Raw genomic sequence first — 19055 nt, 5'->3', positions numbered from 1 at the left:
GCCTGGCCACGCCGGGGCATGCCATGACCAGCCCCTCGACAGGTCTAAACCAATTTTCCGTCGACCCTTGTCATCGGGCCACCAGGTCTGATGAGCTGTGGCCTGGGACACAACGGACACCCTTCGAGAGGGAGATGTCGTGAGCAACGAGAGCCTGGCCAACCTGCTCAAAGAAGAGCGCAGGTTCGCGCCACCCGCCGACCTGGCCGCCAACGCCAATGTCACGGCGGAGGCGTACGAACAGGCCAAGGCTGACAGGCTCGGCTTCTGGGCCGAGCAGGCCCGCCGCCTGGCCTGGGCCAAGGAGCCGACGCAGACGCTGAACTGGTCGAACCCGCCGTTCGCCAAGTGGTTCGAGGACGGCGAGCTCAACGTCGCGTACAACTGCGTGGACCGGCATGTCGAGGCCGGGCACGGCGACCGCGTGGCCATCCACTTCGAGGGCGAGCCCGGCGACACCCGCGCCCTCACCTACGCCGAGCTCAAGGACGAGGTCTCCAAGGCCGCCAACGCTCTGCTGGAGCTGGGCGTTCGCAAGGGCGACCGGGTCGCCGTCTACATGCCGATGATCCCCGAGACCGCGGTCGCGATGCTGGCCTGCGCCCGGATCGGCGCCGCGCACTCCGTGGTCTTCGGCGGCTTCTCGGCCGACGCGCTCGCGACCCGTATCCAGGACGCGGACGCCAAGGTCGTCATCACCTCCGACGGCGGCTACCGGCGCGGCAAGCCGTCCGCCCTGAAGCCGGCCGTGGACGAGGCGGCCGACAAGGCGGGCAACGTCGAGCACGTCCTCGTCGTGCGCCGGACCGGCCAGGAGGTCGCCTGGAACGAGGGCCGGGACGTGTGGTGGCACGACCTCGTCGACGGTCAGTCCGCCGAGCACACCCCGGAGGCGTTCGGGGCGGAGCACCCGCTGTTCATCCTCTACACGTCCGGTACGACGGGTAAGCCGAAGGGCATCCTGCACACCTCCGGCGGCTACCTGACCCAGACGTCGTACACCCACCACGCGGTCTTCGACCTCAAGCCGGAGACGGACGTGTACTGGTGCACGGCCGACGTCGGCTGGGTGACCGGGCACTCGTACATCGTGTACGGGCCGCTCGCCAACGGCGCGACCCAGGTGATGTACGAGGGCACCCCGGACACCCCGCACCAGGGCCGCTTCTGGGAGATCGTGCAGAAGTACAAGGTCACGATCCTCTACACCGCGCCGACCGCGATCCGTACGTTCATGAAGTGGGGCGACGACATCCCCGCGAAGTTCGACCTCTCCAGCCTGCGGGTGCTGGGCTCGGTCGGTGAGCCGATCAACCCCGAGGCCTGGATCTGGTACCGCAAGCACATCGGCGCCGACCGCACCCCGGTCGTGGACACCTGGTGGCAGACCGAGACCGGCGCGATGATGATCTCGCCGCTGCCCGGCGTCACCGAGACCAAGCCCGGTTCGGCGCAGACGCCGCTGCCCGGCATCGCCGCCACCGTCGTGGACGACGAGGCGAACGAGGTGCCCGACGGCGGCGGTGGCTATCTGGTCCTCACCGAGCCGTGGCCGTCGATGCTGCGCACGATCTGGGGCGACGACCAGCGGTTCCTCGACACGTACTGGTCGCGCTTCGAGGGCAAGTACTTCGCCGGTGACGGCGCGAAGAAGGACGACGACGGCGACATCTGGCTGCTCGGCCGCGTCGACGACGTCATGCTCGTCTCGGGTCACAACATCTCCACCACCGAGGTCGAGTCCGCGCTGGTCTCCCATCCCTCGGTCGCCGAGGCGGCCGTGGTGGGCGCGGCGGACGAGACGACCGGGCAGGCCATCGTCGCCTTCGTGATCCTCCGGGGCAGCGCCGCGGAGACCGAGGGCCTGGTCGCCGAGCTGCGGGGCCACGTCGGCGCCACCCTCGGCCCGATCGCCAAGCCCCAGCGGATCCTGCCGGTGGCGGAGCTGCCGAAGACCCGCTCCGGCAAGATCATGCGTCGTCTGCTGCGCGACGTCGCGGAGAACCGCCAGCTCGGTGACGTCACCACGCTGACCGACTCCACGGTCATGGACCTGATCCAGGCGAAGCTCCCGACGGTGGCCGGCGAGGACTGAGCCCGGCCGACAGGGGGCACCCGGCGACTGGCGCGCGCGAGGCGGGCGACAGTCGTGCCGGGTGCCCCTTTTGCGCGTAACGTGAAGATCACCTGACCGGCCCGCCGCATCTTAGGTAAGCTAAGGAACGCGTCAACAACGCGACAAGGGTCAAAGGTGCGCCGGGAAGTCTGGTCGGCATGTCGTTCGTGCTGCCCACCGACCGGAGGTCTTCGCGTGACCGTCCCCCGCCCCGCCCGCAAGGTTTTCGCCCGGCTGTCCCTGCCCGAGCGGAACTTCGTCGCGGACGCGCTGCGCACCGAGACGGTCGGCGGTGTGCTGCTCCTCGTCGCCGCGGTCACCGCGCTGATCTGGGCGAACATACCCGGGCTCGGGGACAGCTACGAGACCGTTGCGGACTTCCACATGGGCCCCGCCGTGCTCGGCCTCGACCTCTCGATCGCGCACTGGGCCGCCGACGGTCTGCTGGCGGTCTTCTTCTTCGTCGCCGGTATCGAACTCAAACGTGAGCTGGTCGCCGGCGATCTGCGTGACCCCAAGGCGGCCGTCCTGCCGGTGGTCGCCGCCCTGTGCGGGATGGCCGTACCGGCGCTGGTCTACACCCTCACCAACGGTCTCGGCGGTGGCTCCCTGGCGGGCTGGGCGGTGCCCACGGCCACGGACATCGCCTTCGCGCTCGCCGTGCTCGCCGTCATCGGTACGTCGTTGCCGAGCGCCCTGCGCGCCTTCCTGCTGACGCTCGCCGTGGTGGACGACCTGTTCGCGATCCTGATCATCGCGGCCTTCTTCACCAGCTCCCTCAACTTCGCCGCGCTCGGCGGCGCACTCGTCGGGCTCGTCGTCTTCTGGCTGCTGCTGCACAAGGGCGTCCGCGGTTGGTACGTCTACGTCCCGCTGGCGCTGGTGATCTGGGCGCTGATGTACAACAGCGGCGTGCACGCCACGATCGCCGGCGTCGCCATGGGCCTGATGCTGCGCTGCACCACCCACAAGGGCGAGGAGCACTCGCCCGGCCAGCACATCGAGCATCTGGTGCGCCCCCTGTCGGCGGGCCTCGCGGTGCCGCTGTTCGCCCTGTTCAGCGCGGGCGTCTCGGTCTCGGGCAGCGTCCTGGGGGACGTGTTCACCCAGCCGGAGACGCTGGGCGTCGTCCTCGGTCTCGTGGTCGGCAAGACCGTCGGCATCTTCAGCGGCACCTGGCTGACCGCCCGCTTCACCCGCGCCTCCCTGAGCGAGGACCTGGAGTGGGCGGACGTCTTCGCCGTCGCCTCGCTCGCCGGCATCGGCTTCACCGTCTCGCTGCTCATCGGCGAGCTGGCGTTCGAGGGCGACGCGGCGCTGACGGACGAGATCAAGGCCGCCGTACTGGCAGGCTCGCTGATCGCGGCGCTGATCGCGACGGTGCTGCTGAAGCTGCGGAACGTCAAGTACCGCAGGCTCTGTGAGGACGAGGAGCGCGACGACGACCTCGACGGCATCCCGGACATCTACGAGGAGCACGACCCGGCCTACCACCTGCGGATGGCGGAGATCCACGACCGCAAGGCGGCCGAGCACCGCCGGCTCGCCGAAGTCAGGGCCGCCGAGCTTGCCGAAGTGGGCGGCGGGGCAGGCGATGAGGGCGACGGTCCGGCATGATCTGACGAGACGGTACAAAAGACGGGACCGTACACAGTCAGACACCGACGGACCCCGTACGCAGCAGTACGCAGAAGAGGGAGACCGCGATGAGCGCACCCGACGGCAGCCCGGTCGGCGCCGAACGCAGCATCGGCCAGCTGTTCGCCTCGGCGACGGCCGACATGTCGGCGCTGGTGCACGACGAGATCGCGCTGGCCAAGGCCCAGCTGAGGCAGGACGTCAAGCGCGGTGCGACGAGCGGTGGCGCGTTCACGGCGGCCGGCGGGCTGCTCCTGTTCTCCCTGCCGATGCTCAACTTCGCGCTGGCGTACGGCATCCGGACCTGGAGCGGGTGGAACCTCGCGGTCTGCTTCCTGCTGTCGTTCGCGGCCAACGTCCTGATCGCCCTCGTGCTGGCGCTGATCGGTGTGGTGTTCGCGAAGAAGGCCAAGAAGAGCAAGGGCCCGCAGAAGGTCGCCGCGTCGGTGAAGGAGTCGGCGGGCGTCCTGCAGAAAGCCAAGCCGCACCCTCGTCCCGAGCGGACCGAGCAGCCCGCGCTGCCCGCGCTTCCCCGGGACCGCGCGCCGCAAGCCATCGAGGCTGTGGCACGCTCGTCGTCATGACGGAACCCGACACCCCTTCGGCGCATCCCGCCTCGGTCGTCCGGCCCGAGGGCCCCTGGACGCACCGGGACGTGGCGGCGAACGGCGCGCGCTTCCACATCGCGGAGCTGGGCGACGGGCCGCTGGTGATGCTGGTGCACGGCTTCCCGCAGTTCTGGTGGGCCTGGCGGCACCAGCTGGTCGCGCTCGCCGATGCCGGTTTCCGGGCCGTCGCCATGGATCTCCGGGGCGTCGGCGGCAGCGACCGCACGCCTCGCGGCTACGACCCGGCCAACCTCGCCCTCGACATCACCGGCGTGATCCGCTCGCTGGGCGAGCCGGACGCGGCGCTGGTCGGGCACGACCTCGGGGGCTATCTGGCCTGGACGGCGGCCGTGATGCGGCCGAAGCTGGTACGGCGCCTGGCGGTGTCGTCGATGCCGCATCCCCGGCGCTGGCGCTCGGCGATGCTGGCCGACGTGCGGCAGACGGCGGCCAGTTCGCACATCTGGGGGTTCCAGCGGCCGTGGATCCCGGAGCGGCAGCTCGTCGCGGACGACGGGGCGCTGGTGGGCCGGCTGATCCGGGACTGGGCCGGGCCGCGGCTGCCGGAGGACGAGACGGTGGAGACGTACCGGCGCGCGATGTGCATCCCGTCCACGGCGCACTGCTCGGTCGAGCCGTACCGGTGGCTGGTCCGCTCGCTGGCTCGTCCTGACGGCATCCAGTTCAACCGCCGGATGAAGCGTCCGGTCCGGGTGCCGACCCTGCATCTGCACGGCTCCCTCGACCCGGTGATGCGCACGCGCAGCGCGGCCGGCTCCGGCGAGTACGTCGAAGCCCCCTACCGCTGGCGCCTGTTCGACGGTCTCGGCCATTTCCCGCACGAGGAGGACCCGGTGGCGTTCTCCCACGAGCTGATCAGCTGGCTGAAGGACCCGGAGCCGGACCGCTGAGACCCCCCTGAGCGGGCCCGGGCCACGCCCATCCGGTGAAGGGCTCCGCACCCGATGGCGCGGCGAACCGATGCGCCCGGCATGCGGAGCGGTACGCCTGTACTACGAACTGCCAATTGCCTGGCGCATAAGCCAATTGGGGGCCGCGGGGGCGGTTATGGACCTTGGGACGGGGCAGACGTCGGGGTATGGGCTGGACGCACGACTACAGTGACGCAGCACGCACTCGCCGCTCGGCCAACGGTCCGGGCACCCACCGCCGGGGAACCCCCCAACTGGCGGCCACGGATCCGAGGGTGGGCATCCCGCGCATTCTGCGCCGCCGGGCCCGCTGGGTCTCGGTACGGCTGCGCCACCCGCGCGGCTGATCCCCCGGCGGCCCGACGGCCGGGTACTCCCACGAGCTACAGGGCGCAGCTGTCGCTGCCCACCTGCTGGTTCGCCGTACGCCCCTTGGTGATGTCCTCGCGGATCTCGTCCACGGTCAGCGCGTATCCCGTCTCGGCGTCGTCGAGGGACTTCGCGAAGACCACACCGTAGACCTCGCCGTCGGGAGTCAGCAGTGGGCCGCCGGAGTTGCCCTGGCGGACGGTCGCGTACAGGGAGTAGACATCGCGGCGGACCGTGCCCCGGTGGTAGATGTCCGGGCCGTTCGCCGTGATGCGCCCCCGCACGCGCGCGGAGCGCACGTCGTACGCGCCGTTCTCCGGGAAGCCCGCGACGATCGCGCTGTCGCCGCTCACCGCGTCCTCGCCGGCGAACTTCAGGACGGGCGCGTCCAGATCGGGTACGTCGAGTACCGCGATGTCGCGCTGCCAGTCGTAAAGGACGACCGTCGCGTCGTAGCGCCGGCCCTCTCCGCCTATCTGGACGGTGGGTTCGTCGACGCCACCCACCACGTGCGCGTTGGTCATCACGCGGCGCTCGCCGAACACGAAGCCGGTGCCCTCCAGAACCTTGCCGCAGCTCTGCGCGGTGCCCATCACCTTGACGATGGAGCGCTGCGCGCGGGCGGCGACGGCGCTGCCCGCGAGCGCCGGGTCGGGCGGCTTCACGTCGGTGATGGGCTCGTTGGCGAACGGACTGAAGACCTGCGGGAAGCCGTTCTGCGCGAGGACGGCGGAGAAGTCCGCGAACCATGTGTCGGCCTGCGTGGGCAGCGCCCGGGAGACACCGAGCAGCACCTTGGAGCTGCGCACCTCCTTGCCGAGCGTCGGCAGGGTGGTGCCGGCCAGCGCCGAGCCGATCAGCCACGCCACCAGGAGCATGGCGACGACGTTGACGAGGGCGCCGCCGGTCGCGTCCAGGGCGCGGGCCGGGGACCATGTGATGTACCGGCGCAGTTTGTTGCCCAGATGGGTCGTCAATGCCTGGCCCACGGAGGCGCACACGATCACGACGACCACCGCGACGACGGCGGCGGTGGTGCTCACCTCCGCGTTGGCGGTCACCGCGTCCCAGATGACGGGCAGTGAGTAGACGGCGACGAGGCCACCGCCGAGAAAGCCGATCACCGACAAGATGCCGACCACGAAGCCCTGGCGGTAGCCCACGATCGCGAACCACACGGCGGCGACCAGCAACAGGATGTCCAGCACGTTCACCGCTTCAAGCCTCGCCTCATCACTCCGCGTTCACACCTGGTCGGCCGGGGACCCGGCAACAGCACTAGGTCACCCTGTCATGACCGCCAGTCGAGCGGGACCTGCTTGTCGCGGTCCCACGGTCTCTCCCAGCCCGCGTAGTGCATCAGCCGGTCGATGATTCCGGCCGTGAAGCCCCAGACGAGGGCCGATTCGACCAGAAATGCCGGACCTCGGTGGCCGCTGGGATGAAGGGCCGTGGCGCGGTTGGCGGGGTCCGTGAGATCCGCCACGGGGACCGTGAAGACGCGGGCCGTCTCGTTCGGGTCGACGACGCCCACCGGACTCGGCTCCCGCCACCAGCCGAGCACGGGCGTCACCACGAAGCCGCTGACCGGGATGTAGAGCTTGGGGAGCACGCCGAACAACTGCACACCGGCCGGGTCCAGGCCCGTCTCCTCCTCGGCCTCGCGAAGAGCCGCCCACAGCGGGCCGTCGGCCTTCGGGTCGCCGTCCTCCGGGTCCAGGGCGCCGCCGGGGAAGGAGGGCTGCCCCGCGTGCGAGCGCAGCGAACTCGCCCGCTCCATCAGCAGCAGCTCGGGGCCGCGCTCGCCCTCGCCGAACAGGATGAGCACGGCGGACTGACGGCCGGCGCCGTCCTTCGGCGGCAGGAAACGGCTCAGCTGGCGCGGCTCGACCGTCTCGACGGCGCGCACCACGGGGTCCAGCCACTCGGGCAGCCCGTCGCTGCTGAGCGCCACCGAGCCACCCCGTGTCTCACTCGCCCGTGCCATCGCCACCCCCGTCGTCCTGATGGTCCAACGCGGCACGGCACCGAGATCGTTCCGGGCGGGGCGTACGCGTCACTGCTTCCGTCATCCGGACCCCAGCGGCGGGGCCGGCTTGCCGCCCGCGTCCAGGTAGGCCTGCGGGGGCTTCAGACGCTGGCCGGGGAAGCCGCCCTTCTCGTACTTGAGCAGCTTCCTCGCCTTCTCGGGGTCCGTGTCGCCCTCGCCGTACGCCGGGCAGAGCGGGGCGATGGGGCAGGCGCCGCAGGCGGGCTTGCGGGCGTGGCAGATGCGGCGGCCGTGCCAGATGACGTGGTGCGAGAGGTCGGTCCAGTCGCTCTTCGGGAACAGCGTGCCGACGGCGGCCTCGATCTTGTCGGGGTCGGTCTCCTCGGTCCACCGCCAGCGCCGGACCAGCCGCTGGAAGTGCGTGTCCACGGTGATGCCGGGGCGGCCGAAGGCGTTGCCGAGCACCACGAAGGCGGTCTTGCGGCCGACGCCGGGCAGCTTGACGAGGTCTTCGAGCCGACCCGGGACCTCGCCGCCGAAGTCCTCCGTGAGGGCCTTGGACAGCCCGATCACCGACTTGGTCTTGGCCCGGAAGAAGCCGCACGGCCGGAGGATCTCCTCGACCACCTCGGGGTTGGCGGCGGCCAGGTCCTCGGGGGTCGGGTACTTCGCGAACAGCGAGGGGGTGGTCTGGTTGACGCGCAGGTCGGTGGTCTGGGCCGAGAGGACCGTGGCGACCAGGAGCTGGAAGGGGTTCTCGAAGTCGAGTTCCGGGTGGGCGTACGGATAGACCTCGGCGAGTTCACGGTTGATCCGGCGGGCCCGGCGGACCAGGGCGGTACGGGACTCGCCGCTCGGCGCCTGCGGGGTGGTCACCGTCTTGGCGGGCGCGGCCTTCTTCACGGGGGCGGAGGTCTTCTTGGGAGCGACGGCGGGCTTCTTACGGCCGAGGGTGGCCTTCTTGACCGGGCCGGCGCTCTTGGCGGTGGCCTTCCTGGCGGAGGCGGCACTCTTCGCGGGGGCCTTCCCGGCAGTCGGCGACTTCGCGGGGGCGGCCTTCTTCACGGCGGCCCGTTCGGCCGGAACGGCCTCCTTCGAAACCATCCGTTCTGCTGCCTTTGTCGCTTTCTCTCCGCCGCCGGAATCCTGTTCGCCCACAGCGGAATCTCGACGTACAACCACCCGCGCAGCCCCCTAGGCCTGTGCTCTCACCGGCGTTTTGGACACCCGGCCAGCCTAAGCCCCGGCACCGACATCCGCCCCGGGCCCTGAAGATCAGCGCCCAATTGGACCCCTGCCGCTTACCACTGGACACCGGTGCGGCATCCTTGTGACAGATCACACTGTTTGGACGGTCCGGCAAAATGGGCACCAGGGTGCCTTGGTACACCGGGGGAGAAAGATCCCCTGAGCAGGTCGACAAGGAGAGAACTCGTGGACGACGTTCTGCGGCGCAATCCGCTCTTCGCGGCGCTCGACGATGAGCAGGCCGCGGAGCTGCGCGCCTCCATGAGTGAGGTGACCCTCGCGCGAGGTGACTCCCTCTTCCACGAGGGCGACCCGGGTGACCGGCTCTACGTGGTCACCGAGGGCAAGGTGAAGCTGCACCGCACTTCGCCCGACGGCCGCGAGAACATGCTGGCCGTGGTCGGTCCCAGCGAGCTCATCGGTGAGCTGTCGCTCTTCGACCCGGGCCCGCGTACGGCGACCGCCACCGCGCTGACCGAGGTCAAGATGCTCGGTCTCGGCCACGGGGACCTCCAGCCCTGGCTCAACGCCCGCCCCGAGGTCGCCACCGCGCTGCTGCGTGCCGTCGCCCGGCGGCTGCGCAAGACCAACGACGCGATGTCCGACCTCGTCTTCTCGGACGTGCCCGGCCGTGTCGCGCGCGCCCTGCTGGACCTGTCCCGCCGGTTCGGCGTGCAGTCCGAGGAGGGCATCCACGTCGTCCACGACCTCACGCAGGAGGAGCTGGCCCAGCTGGTCGGCGCGTCCCGCGAAACGGTCAACAAGGCGCTGGCCGACTTCGCCCAGCGCGGCTGGCTGCGGCTGGAGGCCCGCGCGGTGATCCTCCTGGACGTGGAGCGCCTCGCGAAGCGCTCGCGCTGAGGCCTGCCAGGACCGAGGAACCGGGTCCGGGAAACCGGCACCGCGTCGACAACGCCCGCCAAGGGCCTCGACTCCGAGGGCCTGCTCGTGCGCGAGGGCTCGCGCGCGTGCAGGCCCCCTTCCGTCCCGTCGTCACCGCCGCCCGAAAACGGCTTCCGGACGTGTTCGGCGAACGGCTGCACGGCGCGTACCTGTACGGGTCGATTGCGCGCGACACCGCGCGCGTGGGGCGCAGCGACCTGGATCGCTGCTCGCGCTGCGGGAGGGCCCGGCGACGCGGACCGCGAGGACGCCCGTGCCCTCGGGGAGAAGCTGGACGGTGAGTTCCCCGAGCTCGCCGGGGTCGGGACGCTGCTGTACGGCCGCGCACGGCTGCTGAGCGACCTGGAGAGGTACGACCTGGGATGGTTGGTCGCCTGCCTGAGTACACCGCTCGGGGACGGACCTCGCCGAGCCGCTGCCGCGCTACCGGCCCGCCAGCCTTCTCGCGCGCGAGACCGACGGCGACCTCGCCCTGCTGCTCCCCCGCGCGTACTACCCCTCGCGCCCTCGCGCGCGAAGCAGATGCGTGCGGCGGCCGTCCTCGGGTAGGAGCCGACCGGCGAGCGCGCCGTCCTCCAGGCTTACGTCGACGACCTCGGGCCCTGGCTCGCCGAGGAGTACGCGCGCGTGCACGGGGTCAAGGCGCCGAGGCCCTGCTGAGCGGGCGCCGGCCTTCGGTCACCGCGATGCGCGCAAGTTTCGTCAGCATCATGCCGTTGCGGACCTTGACGACGTAGTCCACGGGAAGTCCGTGCATCCGGATGCCGGGGCCCCGCAGGGGGTGCCAGTCGATGGTGAAGAGGGTGGCGTCGCCCCAGGGGAGCAGGGTCATGGCGATGCGGGCCGCGCCGAACGGGTCGGCCCGCGCCTCCAGTTCGAGGCGGCGCTCGGGTTCGCTGATCCGGACGACGCAGGTGTCGTCGAGGGTGAGGGCGCCGACGCCGACGCGGACCTTGAGGCGGGCGCCCACTTCGGGCCAGTGCGGGTCCGCCGCGAGGATCTGCTGGGTCCCCGTCACCCACTCCCCGTAGCGGCGGCCGTCGGACAGCAGGCTCCAGACCTCCGACGGCGAGGTGGGGATCAGACGGCGGTTACGGGCCACGCCGGCCACGCTCCTTCCGCAGGACGCAGGACATGTCCTCCAGGGTGCGGGCGGCGCGGCGCGGACGCACCTCGGCCTCAGATGAGCCCGTGCTCCACGAGGTAGTCCAGCTGGGCCCGTACCGACAGCTCCGCCGCCGGCCACAGGGTGCGATCCACGTCGGCGTACACATGGGCCACGATCTCGGACGGCGTCCGGTAGCCGTCCTCGACGGCCGTCTCCACCTGGGCGAGCCGGTGGGCGCGATGGGCGAGGTAGTACTCCACGGCCCCCTGGGCGTCCTCCAGGATCGGCCCGTGGCCCGGGAGGACCGTGTGGACGCCGTCGTCGACCGTGAGAGACCTCAGGCGCCGCAGGGAGCCCAGATAGTCGCCCAGGCGGCCGTCGGGGTGCGCCACGACCGTCGTACCGCGGCCCAGCACGGTGTCGCCCGTCAGCACCGCCCGGTCGGCCGGGAGGTGGAAGCTCAGCGAGTCCGCGGTGTGGCCGGGCGTCGGTACGACCCTCAGCTCCAGGCCGCCGGCCTTCACGACGTCGCCCGCGCCGAGCCCTTCGTCGCCCAGCCGCAGCGCCGGGTCCAGCGCCCGTACCTTGGTGCCGGTCAGCTCGGCGAAGCGGGCCGCGCCTGCCGCGTGGTCCGGGTGACCGTGGGTCAGCAGGGTCAGGGCGACGCGCTTGCCGGCCCGTTCGGCGGTGTCGACGACGTTGCGCAGGTGCCCCTCGTCCAGCGGGCCCGGGTCGACCACGACGGCCACCGCCGAGTCGGGCTCGGACAGCAGCCAGGTGTTCGTGCCGTCCAGGGTCATCGCCGAGGGATTGGGCGCGAGGACGTTGACCGCGCGCGGGGTGGCGGGTCCGGTCAGGACCCCGCCCCGTGGCCGGCCGGGAAGGGCGCTTGCGTCCGTCATGCGGGGGCTCCACCGGTCGGGATGTGCTTGGTGAACTCGTCGTGCCCCGGCCAGGAGAGCACGAGCTCGTCGCCCTCCAGACGGGCCTGTGCCAGGACGGCCGTCAGATCGCGGCCCGGGGCCGCCGCGAGCGCGTCCGCGGCCGTCCCGTACGCCGTCAGCTGCCGCAGCGTCGCGATGGTGGGCGGCATCATCAGCAGCTCGCCCTTGTCGTACGACGCCGCCGCCTCGGCCGGCCGGATCCACACCGTGCGGTCCGCCTCCGTGGAGGCGTTGCGCGTGCGCTGCCCCTCGGGGAGGGCCGCGACGAAGAACCAGGTGTCGTAGCGGCGGGCCTCGAACTCCGGGGTGATCCAGCGCGTCCAGGCGCCCAGGAGGTCGGAGCGCAGCACCAGGCCGCGGCGGTCCAGGAACTCCGCGAAAGAGAGGTCGCGCGCGACCAGGGCGGCGCGGTCCGCCTCCCAGTCCGGCCCCGTGGTGTCGCCGACGACCGAGTCGGCGTCCGGCCCGGCCAGGAGGACGCCTGCCTCCTCGTACGTCTCGCGTACGGCCGCGCAGACGATCGCCTGGGCTGCCGTCTCGTCGACGCCGAGCCGGTCCGCCCACCACGCGCGCGTGGGGCCCGCCCAGCCGACGTGGCGCTCTGCCCCGGGCTCCTGGCTCCGCTCGGGCAGGGAGAAGCCCCCGTCCCGTGGGTCGACGCCGCCGCCCGGGTACGCGTAGGCGCCCGCCGCGAAGGCCATGGAGGCACGGCGGCGCAGCATGTGGACGACGGGGCCCGAGCCGGTGTCCTTGAGCAGCATGACCGTGGCCGCGCGCTTGGGCGTCACCGGCGTGAGCGAGCCCGCCGCCAGCGCGCGGATCCGGTCCGGCCACTCCGGGGGGTACCACTGACCGTTCGCCATGGGCGCGAGGCTATCCCGTGGTGAGCGGATGTTCGAGAGGCAGTGATCACCTCGCCGATCGCCGGGCGGCTACGGCTGGACGAGCTCCACCTGGATCTCGACCTCGACCGGCGCGTCCAGCGGCAGCACCGCCACACCCACCGCGCTGCGCGCGTGCACGCCCTTCTCGCCGAGAACCTCCCCCAGGAGCTCGCTCGCGCCGTTGACGACGCCGGGCTGGCCGGTGAAGTCGGCGGCGGAGGCGACGAAGCCCACGACCTTCACCACGCGCGCGACCCGGTCCAGGTCGCCGGCGACGGACTTGACGGCCGCCAGCGCGTTCAGGGCGCAGACGCGGGCGAGGTCCTTGGCCTCCTCGGCGGTGACCTCGGCGCCGACCTTGCCGGTGACCGGAAGCTTGCCCTCCACCATCGGGAGCTGGCCGGAGGTGTAGACGTAGGGCCCGCTCTGCACGGCCGGCTGGTAGGCGGCCAGCGGCGGTACGACCGCCGGCAGCGTCAGGCCGAGCTGCGTGAGCTTCGCCTCGACCGCGCTCACGCCTGCTTCTCCCGCTTCAGGTAGGCCACCAGCTGCTCGGGGTTGTTCGGCCCGGGCACGACCTGGACGAGCTCCCAGCCGTCCTCGCCCCAGGTGTCCAGAATCTGCTTCGTGGCGTGGACGAGCAGCGGCACAGTTGCGTATTCCCATTTGGTCATGGCTCCGACTGTATCCGCTGGCGGCGGCGGCCTTCGCGGCCGCCAGGAGCGAGGGTTGTCCACAGGGTGCCGATCGCTTTCCGCGCGAACTGGTTACGCTCGAAGACGTGAGCAGGCTCCAGGTCGTCAGCGGCAAGGGCGGGACCGGCAAGACGACGGTCGCCGCCGCCCTAGCGTTGGCCCTGGCCACCGAAGGGAAGCGGACGCTTCTCGTCGAGGTCGAGGGCCGACAAGGCATCGCACAGCTCTTCGAAACGGAGGCGCTGCCCTATGAGGAACGAAAGATCGCCGTCGCCCCGGGCGGCGGCGAGGTGTTCGCCCTCGCCATAGATCCCGAACTGGCCCTTCTGGACTACCTCCAGATGTTCTACAAGCTGGGGAGCGCCGGACGGGCCCTGAAGAAACTCGGCGCGATCGACTTCGCCACCACCATCGCGCCCGGCCTGCGGGACGTGCTCCTGACCGGCAAGGCGTGCGAGGCAGTCCGGCGCAAGGACCGCGCCGGACGGTTCGTCTACGACTACGTCATCATGGACGCGCCGCCCACGGGCCGGATCACCCGCTTCCTGAACGTCAACGACGAGGTCGCAGGCCTCGCGAAGATCGGCCCGATACACAATCAGGCGCAGGCCGTGATGCGGGTGCTGAAGTCCCGGGAGACCGCCGTCCACCTGGTGGCCCTCCTGGAGGAGATGCCCGTCCAGGAGACCGCGGACGGCATCGCCGAGCTGCGGGCGGCGAACCTGCCGGTCGGCCGGGTGATCGTGAACATGGTGCGGCCCGAGGTGCTGGACGCGGCGGACCTGGACCTCGTACGGACGATGCCGCGCGCCGATCTCGCGCGGACGCTGTCGGCCGCCGGGCTCGGCGGGGCGCGCCGCGGGCAGAACGCCGAGAAGCTGGTGGACCCGCTGGTGGCGCAGGCCGAGGAGTACGGCGAGCGGTATCTGCTGGAGCACGAACAGCGGGCCGTCCTGGCCGAGCTGGGCCTGCCTCTGCACGAACTGCCGCTGCTCGCCGAGGGCATGGATCTGGCGGGCCTGTACGAACTGGCCACCGAGCTGCGGAAGCAGGACATCTCATGAGTCCGGACGACCCCACATCGGCGCACCACCGTCTCTCCCCCGCGCGCGTGCTCGACGTCGATCCGCTGCTGGACGATCCGAAGACCCGCATCGTGGTGTGCTGCGGCTCGGGCGGGGTCGGCAAGACCACCACGGCTGCGGCACTGGGCCTGCGGGCCGCCGAGCGCGGCCGCAAGGTCGTCGTGCTCACCATCGACCCGGCCCGGCGGCTGGCGCAGTCCATGGGCATCGACTCGCTCGACAACACCCCGCGCCGCGTGAAGGGCGTCGAGGGCGACGGCGAGCTGCACGCGATGATGCTCGACATGAAGCGCACCTTCGACGAGATCGTCGAGGCGCATGCGGACCCCGAGCGGGCCGCGACGATCCTGGGCAACCCCTTCTACCAGTCGCTGTCCGCGGGCTTCGCCGGCACGCAGGAGTACATGGCGATGGAGAAGCTGGGCCAGCTGCGGGCCCGGGACGAGTGGGACCTGATCGTCGTCGACACACCGCCCTCGCGCTCCGCGCTGGACTTCCTGGACGCGCCCAAGCGGCTCGGGTCGTTCCTGGACGGGCGGCTGATCCGGCTCCTGACTGCCCCGGCCAAGCTGGGCGGCCGGGCGGGGATGAAGTTCCTGAACGTCGGGATGTCGATGATGACCGGCACGCTCGGAAAGCTGCTCGGCGGTCAGCTGCTGAAGGACGTCCAGACGTTCGTGGCCGCGATGGACACCACGTTCGGCGGGTTCCGCACGCGCGCGGACGCGACGTACAAGCTGCTCCAGGCACCCGGGACGGCGTTCCTGGTCGTGGCGGCCCCGGAGCGGGACGCGCTGCGGGAGGCCGCGTACTTCGTGCAGCGGCTGGCCGCCGAGGACATGCCGCTGGCCGGGCTGGTGCTCAACCGCGTCCATGGCAGCGGCGCCGACCGGCTGTCGGCCGAGCGGGCGCTCGCCGCAGCGGAAAATCTTGAAGAGCCCGGCATTGTGGATCAGGGGGGCGGGAAAGCTGGACTTCGTAACTCTCCCGACATGTATGGCAGTTCAGATTCACCCGCTTCCGAGGCACCGGCTCGCACCGAAGGCTCCCCCAGCGCCACGGACAGGGACGACTCCCCCGTCGTCACGGACGAGCACACCTCGCAGCGCCCCGTCGACCAGCTCACCGCAGGCCTGCTGAGGCTGCACGCGGAACGTATGCAACTCATCGCACGCGAGCAGCGCACGCGTGACCGCTTCACCTCGCTGCACCCCGAGGTGGCGGTGGTCGAAGTGGCCGCGCTGCCGGGCGATGTGCACGACCTGACGGGACTGCGGAACATCGGCGACCGGCTCGCGGCCCACCGGCCGGAGCTGCCGGTCGAAGACGTCTGAGGGCGGGCTCCCCGCAGGGGACGCCCGCAGTCCTCAGCCCCGTGGCGCTCAGCTCACCGCCGCGTAGTTCTCGTACACCTCGTCGTCGTCGAGGGGCACCAGGCCGGCACCCCGCTCGTACTCCGTCCGCGCGGTCTCCAGGAGCCGGCGCCAGGAGGTGACGGTCGGGCGCCTGCGCAGCAGTGCGCGGCGCTCGCGCTCGGTCATTCCTCCCCACACGCCGAACTCGACGCGGTTGTCCAGCGCGTCGGCCAGGCATTCCGTGCGTACCGGACATCCGGTACACACCGCCTTGGCCCTGTTCTGCGCTGCTCCCTGAACGAACAGTTCATCCGGATCGGTAGTGCGGCAGGCCGCCTGCGCACTCCAGTCGGTTACCCAGCCCATACCGGCGCCGTCCTCTCCCGAATCGAGGCTCCCCCACGGCGGCAGCGGCATATTCACCGCCGCCAGTTGAGGACGTTACGGAAGGTGGGCACGGCGCAACACCCCCAGCGGGCCCAATCTTGAATGGCCCGAACGGACTATGCGTAAGCGGCAGATCACCCGGGGGAGTGAGCCTGCGACATGCGCGACAATCCCGGCAAATGGGGATGGTTCAGTTACGCCACAACGGACGCCAAGTGACACACAAGGCCGATTCGGGCACCCGCCCAACACGCCTCGGCAAAAAAGGCCGAGGGGATCCGGAACGATTCGGGGTCGCCGGACGTATTGATACGTAGCCCTACTGCTGTGACAGTTGAGAGCAGCTTAGGCCAAGGCATATACGCGTGTCCGGCGAATGAGAACGTAGGCTGCCCTCATGCCAAAGAAGCGCTCGGGCGGTGGTCTGTCGCCAACGCAACAGGCCGCCAAGTTCCTCGGTGTCAGTGTGCTCGCGGGAGCCGTCATGGCCGGCATCGCGCTGCCCGCCGTCGGCGCGCTGGGCCTCGCGGCGAAGGGATCGGTGGAGAGCTTCGACGAGCTCCCCGCCAACATGCGGACCCCGCCGCTCAGCCAGCGGACCACCATCCTCGACTCGCGCGGCGACGACATCGCCACGGTCTACTCGCGCGACCGCACGGTGGTCGAGCTCAAGGACATCTCGCCGTACATGCAGAAGGCGATCGTCGCGATCGAGGACTCGCGCTTCTACCAGCACGGCGCGGTCGACCTCAAGGGTGTCCTGCGCGCGCTGAACCGCAACGCGCAGAGCGGCGGCGTCGCCGAGGGCGCGTCCACGCTCACCCAGCAGTACGTGAAGAACGTCTTCGTGGAGGAGGCCGGCGACGACCCGACGAAGGTCGCGCAGGCCACCCAGCAGACCCTCGGCCGAAAGATCCGCGAACTGAAGTACGCGATCCAGGTCGAGGAGGAGCTCGGCAAGAAGAAGATCCTCGAGAACTACCTGAACATCACGTTCTTCGGCCAGCAGGCCTACGGCGTCGAGGCCGCCTCCCAGCGGTACTTCTCCAAGTCCGCCAAGGACCTCACCCTCCCGGAGGCGGCCCTCCTCGCGGGCATCGTCCAGTCGCCCAGCCGGTACGACCCGGTCAACGACGAGGCGGAGGCCACCAAACGGCGCAACATCGTCCTGCAGCGCATGGTGGAAGTCGGCGACATCTCCCAGGCGGACGCCGACAAGGCGATGAAGGTGCCGCTGGAGCTCGAGGTCAGCCGGCCGCAGAACGGTTGCATCACCGCCGTCAAGGGCGCCAGCTTCTTCTGCAAGTACGTCGAGAAGGTCTTCCTCAACGACCCGGTCTTCGGCAAGACCAAGGAGGACCGCGCGAAGATCTGGAACCAGGGCGGTCTGACCATCAAGACCACCCTGGACCCGCAGGCCCAGGAGTCGGTGCAGGCCTCGCTCAAGGATCACGTCAACCAGGACGACCAGGTCGCCGCCGCGACCACCCTGGTCGAGCCCGGTACCGGCAAGATCCTCGGCATGGGCCAGTCGAAGGCGTACGGCTACGGCAAGAACGAGACGGAGTACAACTACTCGGTCGACTCCGCCTGGGGCGGCTCGAACTACGGCTTCCCGACCGGTTCGACGTTCAAGCCCTTCGTCGCGGCGGCCGCCCTGGAGCAGGGCCGGCCGGCCTCGCAGGAGTACTCGTCGCCCTACGACATGGACTACCCGAGCCCGGTCCAGACGTGCTCCGGCAAGCCGTGGCTGAACACGGGCCCGAAGAAGGCGACCGTCGAGAACGAGGACGAGTCCGAGGTCGGGCCGTACCGGCTGGAGGAGGCGATGGCCAAGTCGGTCAACACCTACTTCGTGCAGATGATCTCGGACATCGGCCTCTGCCCGGTCATGAAGATGACCGAGAACCTGCACGTCGTGCAGGGCAACGGCGACAAGATGCCCGAGGTGCCCGCGATCGCCCTCGGCTCCAAGGGCATCTCCCCGCTGACCATGGCGACCGCGTACGCGGCCTTCGCCTCGCGCGGTACCTACTGCACGCCGGTCGCCATCGAGTCGATCACGCAGAAGATCGGCAACGAGCAGAAGTCGCTCCAGGTGCCGAAGTCGACCTGCTCACGGGCCATGTCCGAGAAGACCGCCGACACCATCAACGCCCTGCTGGGCGGCGTGATCGACTCGGGTACGGGCCAGGAGGCGGGCCTCACCGACCGCGACAGCGCGGGTAAGACGGGCACGACGGACGAGCGCAAGAACGCCTGGTTCGTCGGCTACACGCCCAACCTCGCGGGCGCGGTCTGGGTCGGCAGCGCCACCCAGCAGGTCCAGATGGAGAACATCAACATCGGCGGCGTCTACCACGACAAGGTCTACGGCGGCCGCGTCCCCGGCCCGATCTGGCGCGACGCCATGACCGGCGCCCTCACGGGCAAGGAGGCGGCGTCCTTCAACCACATCGACCTCCCGGAACCCGAAAAGGACCGCGACCGCGAGGACGGTGACGGCGGGCGTGGCCGCGGTGACGGCGACAACGACAACGGGAACGGTGACGACCAGGGCGGCCTGATCGAGGGCCTGATCAACGGGGGGACGGACGGAGGGCCGGACCCGAAGCCGTCCTTCTCCCTCCCCGAGGGCTGGATCCAGGGCGGGGACAACGGTGGGAACAACGGCAACGGCAGCGGTGGCAACTGGCCGTGAGGACGGGGCCGGCGGTGGTCACCGGCCGGTAGCCGTAGGCCGTAGGCCCGTAGGCGGTGGTACGGCGATGGGGGCGCCCCTTTCAGGAGGGG

18 protein-coding genes are annotated in these 19055 nt (G+C 70.7%); 9 read left to right on the top strand and 9 right to left on the bottom strand.

Translation table 11 applies throughout. The features are described 5' to 3' along the window. Window positions 1-139: 139 nt before the first annotated feature. The 5 genes from acs (at window position 140) to ACFV6X_RS18355 (ending at window position 5641) form a co-directional block, all read left to right on the top strand. On the top strand, window positions 140-2095 hold the full coding sequence (gene acs, locus ACFV6X_RS18375) for an acetate--CoA ligase (RefSeq protein WP_385384538.1): 1956 nt from the start codon (window positions 140-142) through the stop codon (window positions 2093-2095). 216 nt (window positions 2096-2311) lie between these two features. Further along, a complete protein-coding gene (gene nhaA / locus ACFV6X_RS18370) occupies window positions 2312-3733 on the top strand; it encodes a Na+/H+ antiporter NhaA (protein ID WP_385384535.1) in 1422 nt (473 codons plus the stop codon). A gap of 89 nt (window positions 3734-3822) precedes the next feature. Then, window positions 3823-4338: a phage holin family protein gene (locus ACFV6X_RS18365; protein ID WP_385384532.1), complete on the top strand. Its 516-nt coding sequence runs from the start codon at window positions 3823-3825 to the stop codon at window positions 4336-4338. After that, a complete protein-coding gene (locus ACFV6X_RS18360) occupies window positions 4335-5273 on the top strand; it encodes an alpha/beta fold hydrolase (RefSeq protein ID WP_385384529.1) in 939 nt (312 codons plus the stop codon). Before ACFV6X_RS18365 ends, ACFV6X_RS18360 begins: the two co-directional genes overlap by 4 nt. Before the next feature lie 188 nt (window positions 5274-5461). Further along, window positions 5462-5641: a hypothetical protein gene (locus tag ACFV6X_RS18355; protein WP_365450424.1), complete on the top strand. Its 180-nt coding sequence runs from the start codon at window positions 5462-5464 to the stop codon at window positions 5639-5641. 36 nt (window positions 5642-5677) lie between these two features. Here the strand turns inward: ACFV6X_RS18355 and ACFV6X_RS18350 are convergent, their stop codons facing one another. The 3 genes from ACFV6X_RS18350 to nth all read right to left on the bottom strand — a co-directional run bounded on the left by ACFV6X_RS18350 (window position 5678) and on the right by nth (window position 8757). Continuing rightward, a complete protein-coding gene (locus ACFV6X_RS18350) occupies window positions 5678-6877 on the bottom strand; it encodes a MarP family serine protease (RefSeq protein ID WP_365450427.1) in 1200 nt (399 codons plus the stop codon). A 77-nt stretch (window positions 6878-6954) separates the two neighbouring features. After that, complete coding sequence (locus tag ACFV6X_RS18345; protein WP_385384525.1) at window positions 6955-7650, bottom strand: NUDIX hydrolase; 696 nt, start codon at window positions 7648-7650, stop codon at window positions 6955-6957. A gap of 81 nt (window positions 7651-7731) precedes the next feature. Next, window positions 7732-8757 carry an endonuclease III gene (nth, locus tag ACFV6X_RS18340; protein ID WP_385384522.1) on the bottom strand — a complete coding sequence of 342 codons (1026 nt, stop codon included), beginning with the start codon at window positions 8755-8757 and terminating at the stop codon, window positions 7732-7734. 330 nt (window positions 8758-9087) lie between these two features. Here nth and ACFV6X_RS18335 point away from each other — a divergent pair, with 330 nt between their 5' ends. Then, on the top strand, window positions 9088-9762 hold the full coding sequence (locus ACFV6X_RS18335) for a Crp/Fnr family transcriptional regulator (protein ID WP_351138581.1): 675 nt from the start codon (window positions 9088-9090) through the stop codon (window positions 9760-9762). A gap of 679 nt (window positions 9763-10441) precedes the next feature. Here the strand turns inward: ACFV6X_RS18335 and ACFV6X_RS18330 are convergent. The 5 genes from ACFV6X_RS18330 to ACFV6X_RS18310 all read right to left on the bottom strand — a co-directional run bounded on the left by ACFV6X_RS18330 (window position 10442) and on the right by ACFV6X_RS18310 (window position 13414). Further along, window positions 10442-10906, bottom strand: coding sequence for an SRPBCC family protein (locus tag ACFV6X_RS18330; protein ID WP_385384518.1), 465 nt, complete (start codon window positions 10904-10906; stop codon window positions 10442-10444). Between the two features lie 77 nt (window positions 10907-10983). Beyond that, entirely contained in the window at window positions 10984-11814 is an 831-nt protein-coding gene (locus ACFV6X_RS18325; RefSeq protein WP_385384515.1) for an MBL fold metallo-hydrolase, read from the bottom strand. Continuing rightward, a complete protein-coding gene (locus ACFV6X_RS18320; RefSeq protein WP_385384512.1) occupies window positions 11811-12719 on the bottom strand; it encodes an NUDIX hydrolase in 909 nt (302 codons plus the stop codon). Before ACFV6X_RS18320 ends, ACFV6X_RS18325 begins: the two co-directional genes overlap by 4 nt. 69 nt (window positions 12720-12788) lie before the next feature. Beyond that, complete coding sequence (locus tag ACFV6X_RS18315; protein WP_385384510.1) at window positions 12789-13256, bottom strand: RidA family protein; 468 nt, start codon at window positions 13254-13256, stop codon at window positions 12789-12791. Continuing rightward, window positions 13253-13414 carry a DUF4177 domain-containing protein gene (locus tag ACFV6X_RS18310; RefSeq protein WP_003975360.1) on the bottom strand — a complete coding sequence of 54 codons (162 nt, stop codon included), beginning with the start codon at window positions 13412-13414 and terminating at the stop codon, window positions 13253-13255. Before ACFV6X_RS18310 ends, ACFV6X_RS18315 begins: the two co-directional genes overlap by 4 nt. A 107-nt stretch (window positions 13415-13521) precedes the next feature. On the opposite strand from ACFV6X_RS18310, the gene ACFV6X_RS18305 reads away from it, so the two are divergent. Both ACFV6X_RS18305 and ACFV6X_RS18300 read left to right on the top strand, forming a co-directional pair. After that, entirely contained in the window at window positions 13522-14499 is a 978-nt protein-coding gene (locus tag ACFV6X_RS18305) for an ArsA family ATPase (RefSeq protein WP_385384507.1), read from the top strand. Continuing rightward, a complete protein-coding gene (locus ACFV6X_RS18300) occupies window positions 14496-15854 on the top strand; it encodes an ArsA family ATPase (RefSeq protein WP_385384504.1) in 1359 nt (452 codons plus the stop codon). Before ACFV6X_RS18305 ends, ACFV6X_RS18300 begins: the two co-directional genes overlap by 4 nt. 48 nt (window positions 15855-15902) lie before the next feature. On the opposite strand, the gene wblA is transcribed toward ACFV6X_RS18300, so the two are convergent. Further along, the gene (gene wblA, locus ACFV6X_RS18295) at window positions 15903-16241 is read right to left on the bottom strand and encodes a transcriptional regulator WblA (RefSeq protein WP_167529677.1); all 339 of its coding nucleotides are present in this window, start codon (window positions 16239-16241) and stop codon (window positions 15903-15905) included. Window positions 16242-16659: 418 nt separating this feature from the next. Here wblA and ACFV6X_RS18290 point away from each other — a divergent pair, with 418 nt between their 5' ends. Further along, complete coding sequence (locus ACFV6X_RS18290; protein ID WP_385384501.1) at window positions 16660-18963, top strand: transglycosylase domain-containing protein; 2304 nt, start codon at window positions 16660-16662, stop codon at window positions 18961-18963. Window positions 18964-19055: the final 92 nt, after the last annotated feature.

The organism is Streptomyces sp. NPDC059861 (assembly GCF_042731435.1).
Taxonomy (GTDB): domain Bacteria; phylum Actinomycetota; class Actinomycetes; order Streptomycetales; family Streptomycetaceae; genus Streptomyces.
Note: the sequence above shows the minus strand (reverse complement) of the source record. Positions and strands in the feature narration are given on the sequence as shown.

Excerpts from the sequence above, each read along its gene's own strand:
- ACFV6X_RS18290 (WP_385384501.1), top strand. The coding sequence starts at position 16,660 with ATGCCAAAGAAGCGCTCGGGCGGTGGTCTGTCGCCAACGCAACAGGCC.
- ACFV6X_RS18325 (WP_385384515.1), bottom strand. The coding sequence starts at position 11,814 with ATGACGGACGCAAGCGCCCTTCCCGGCCGGCCACGGGGCGGGGTCCTG.
- ACFV6X_RS18345 (WP_385384525.1), bottom strand. The coding sequence starts at position 7,650 with ATGGCACGGGCGAGTGAGACACGGGGTGGCTCGGTGGCGCTCAGCAGC.
- ACFV6X_RS18320 (WP_385384512.1), bottom strand. The coding sequence starts at position 12,719 with ATGGCGAACGGTCAGTGGTACCCCCCGGAGTGGCCGGACCGGATCCGC.
- ACFV6X_RS18355 (WP_365450424.1), top strand. The coding sequence starts at position 5,462 with ATGGGCTGGACGCACGACTACAGTGACGCAGCACGCACTCGCCGCTCG.
- nth (WP_385384522.1), bottom strand. The coding sequence starts at position 8,757 with ATGGTTTCGAAGGAGGCCGTTCCGGCCGAACGGGCCGCCGTGAAGAAG.
- ACFV6X_RS18360 (WP_385384529.1), top strand. The coding sequence starts at position 4,335 with ATGACGGAACCCGACACCCCTTCGGCGCATCCCGCCTCGGTCGTCCGG.
- ACFV6X_RS18310 (WP_003975360.1), bottom strand. The coding sequence starts at position 13,414 with ATGACCAAATGGGAATACGCAACTGTGCCGCTGCTCGTCCACGCCACG.
- ACFV6X_RS18365 (WP_385384532.1), top strand. The coding sequence starts at position 3,823 with ATGAGCGCACCCGACGGCAGCCCGGTCGGCGCCGAACGCAGCATCGGC.
- wblA (WP_167529677.1), bottom strand. The coding sequence starts at position 16,241 with ATGGGCTGGGTAACCGACTGGAGTGCGCAGGCGGCCTGCCGCACTACC.
- ACFV6X_RS18300 (WP_385384504.1), top strand. The coding sequence starts at position 14,496 with ATGAGTCCGGACGACCCCACATCGGCGCACCACCGTCTCTCCCCCGCG.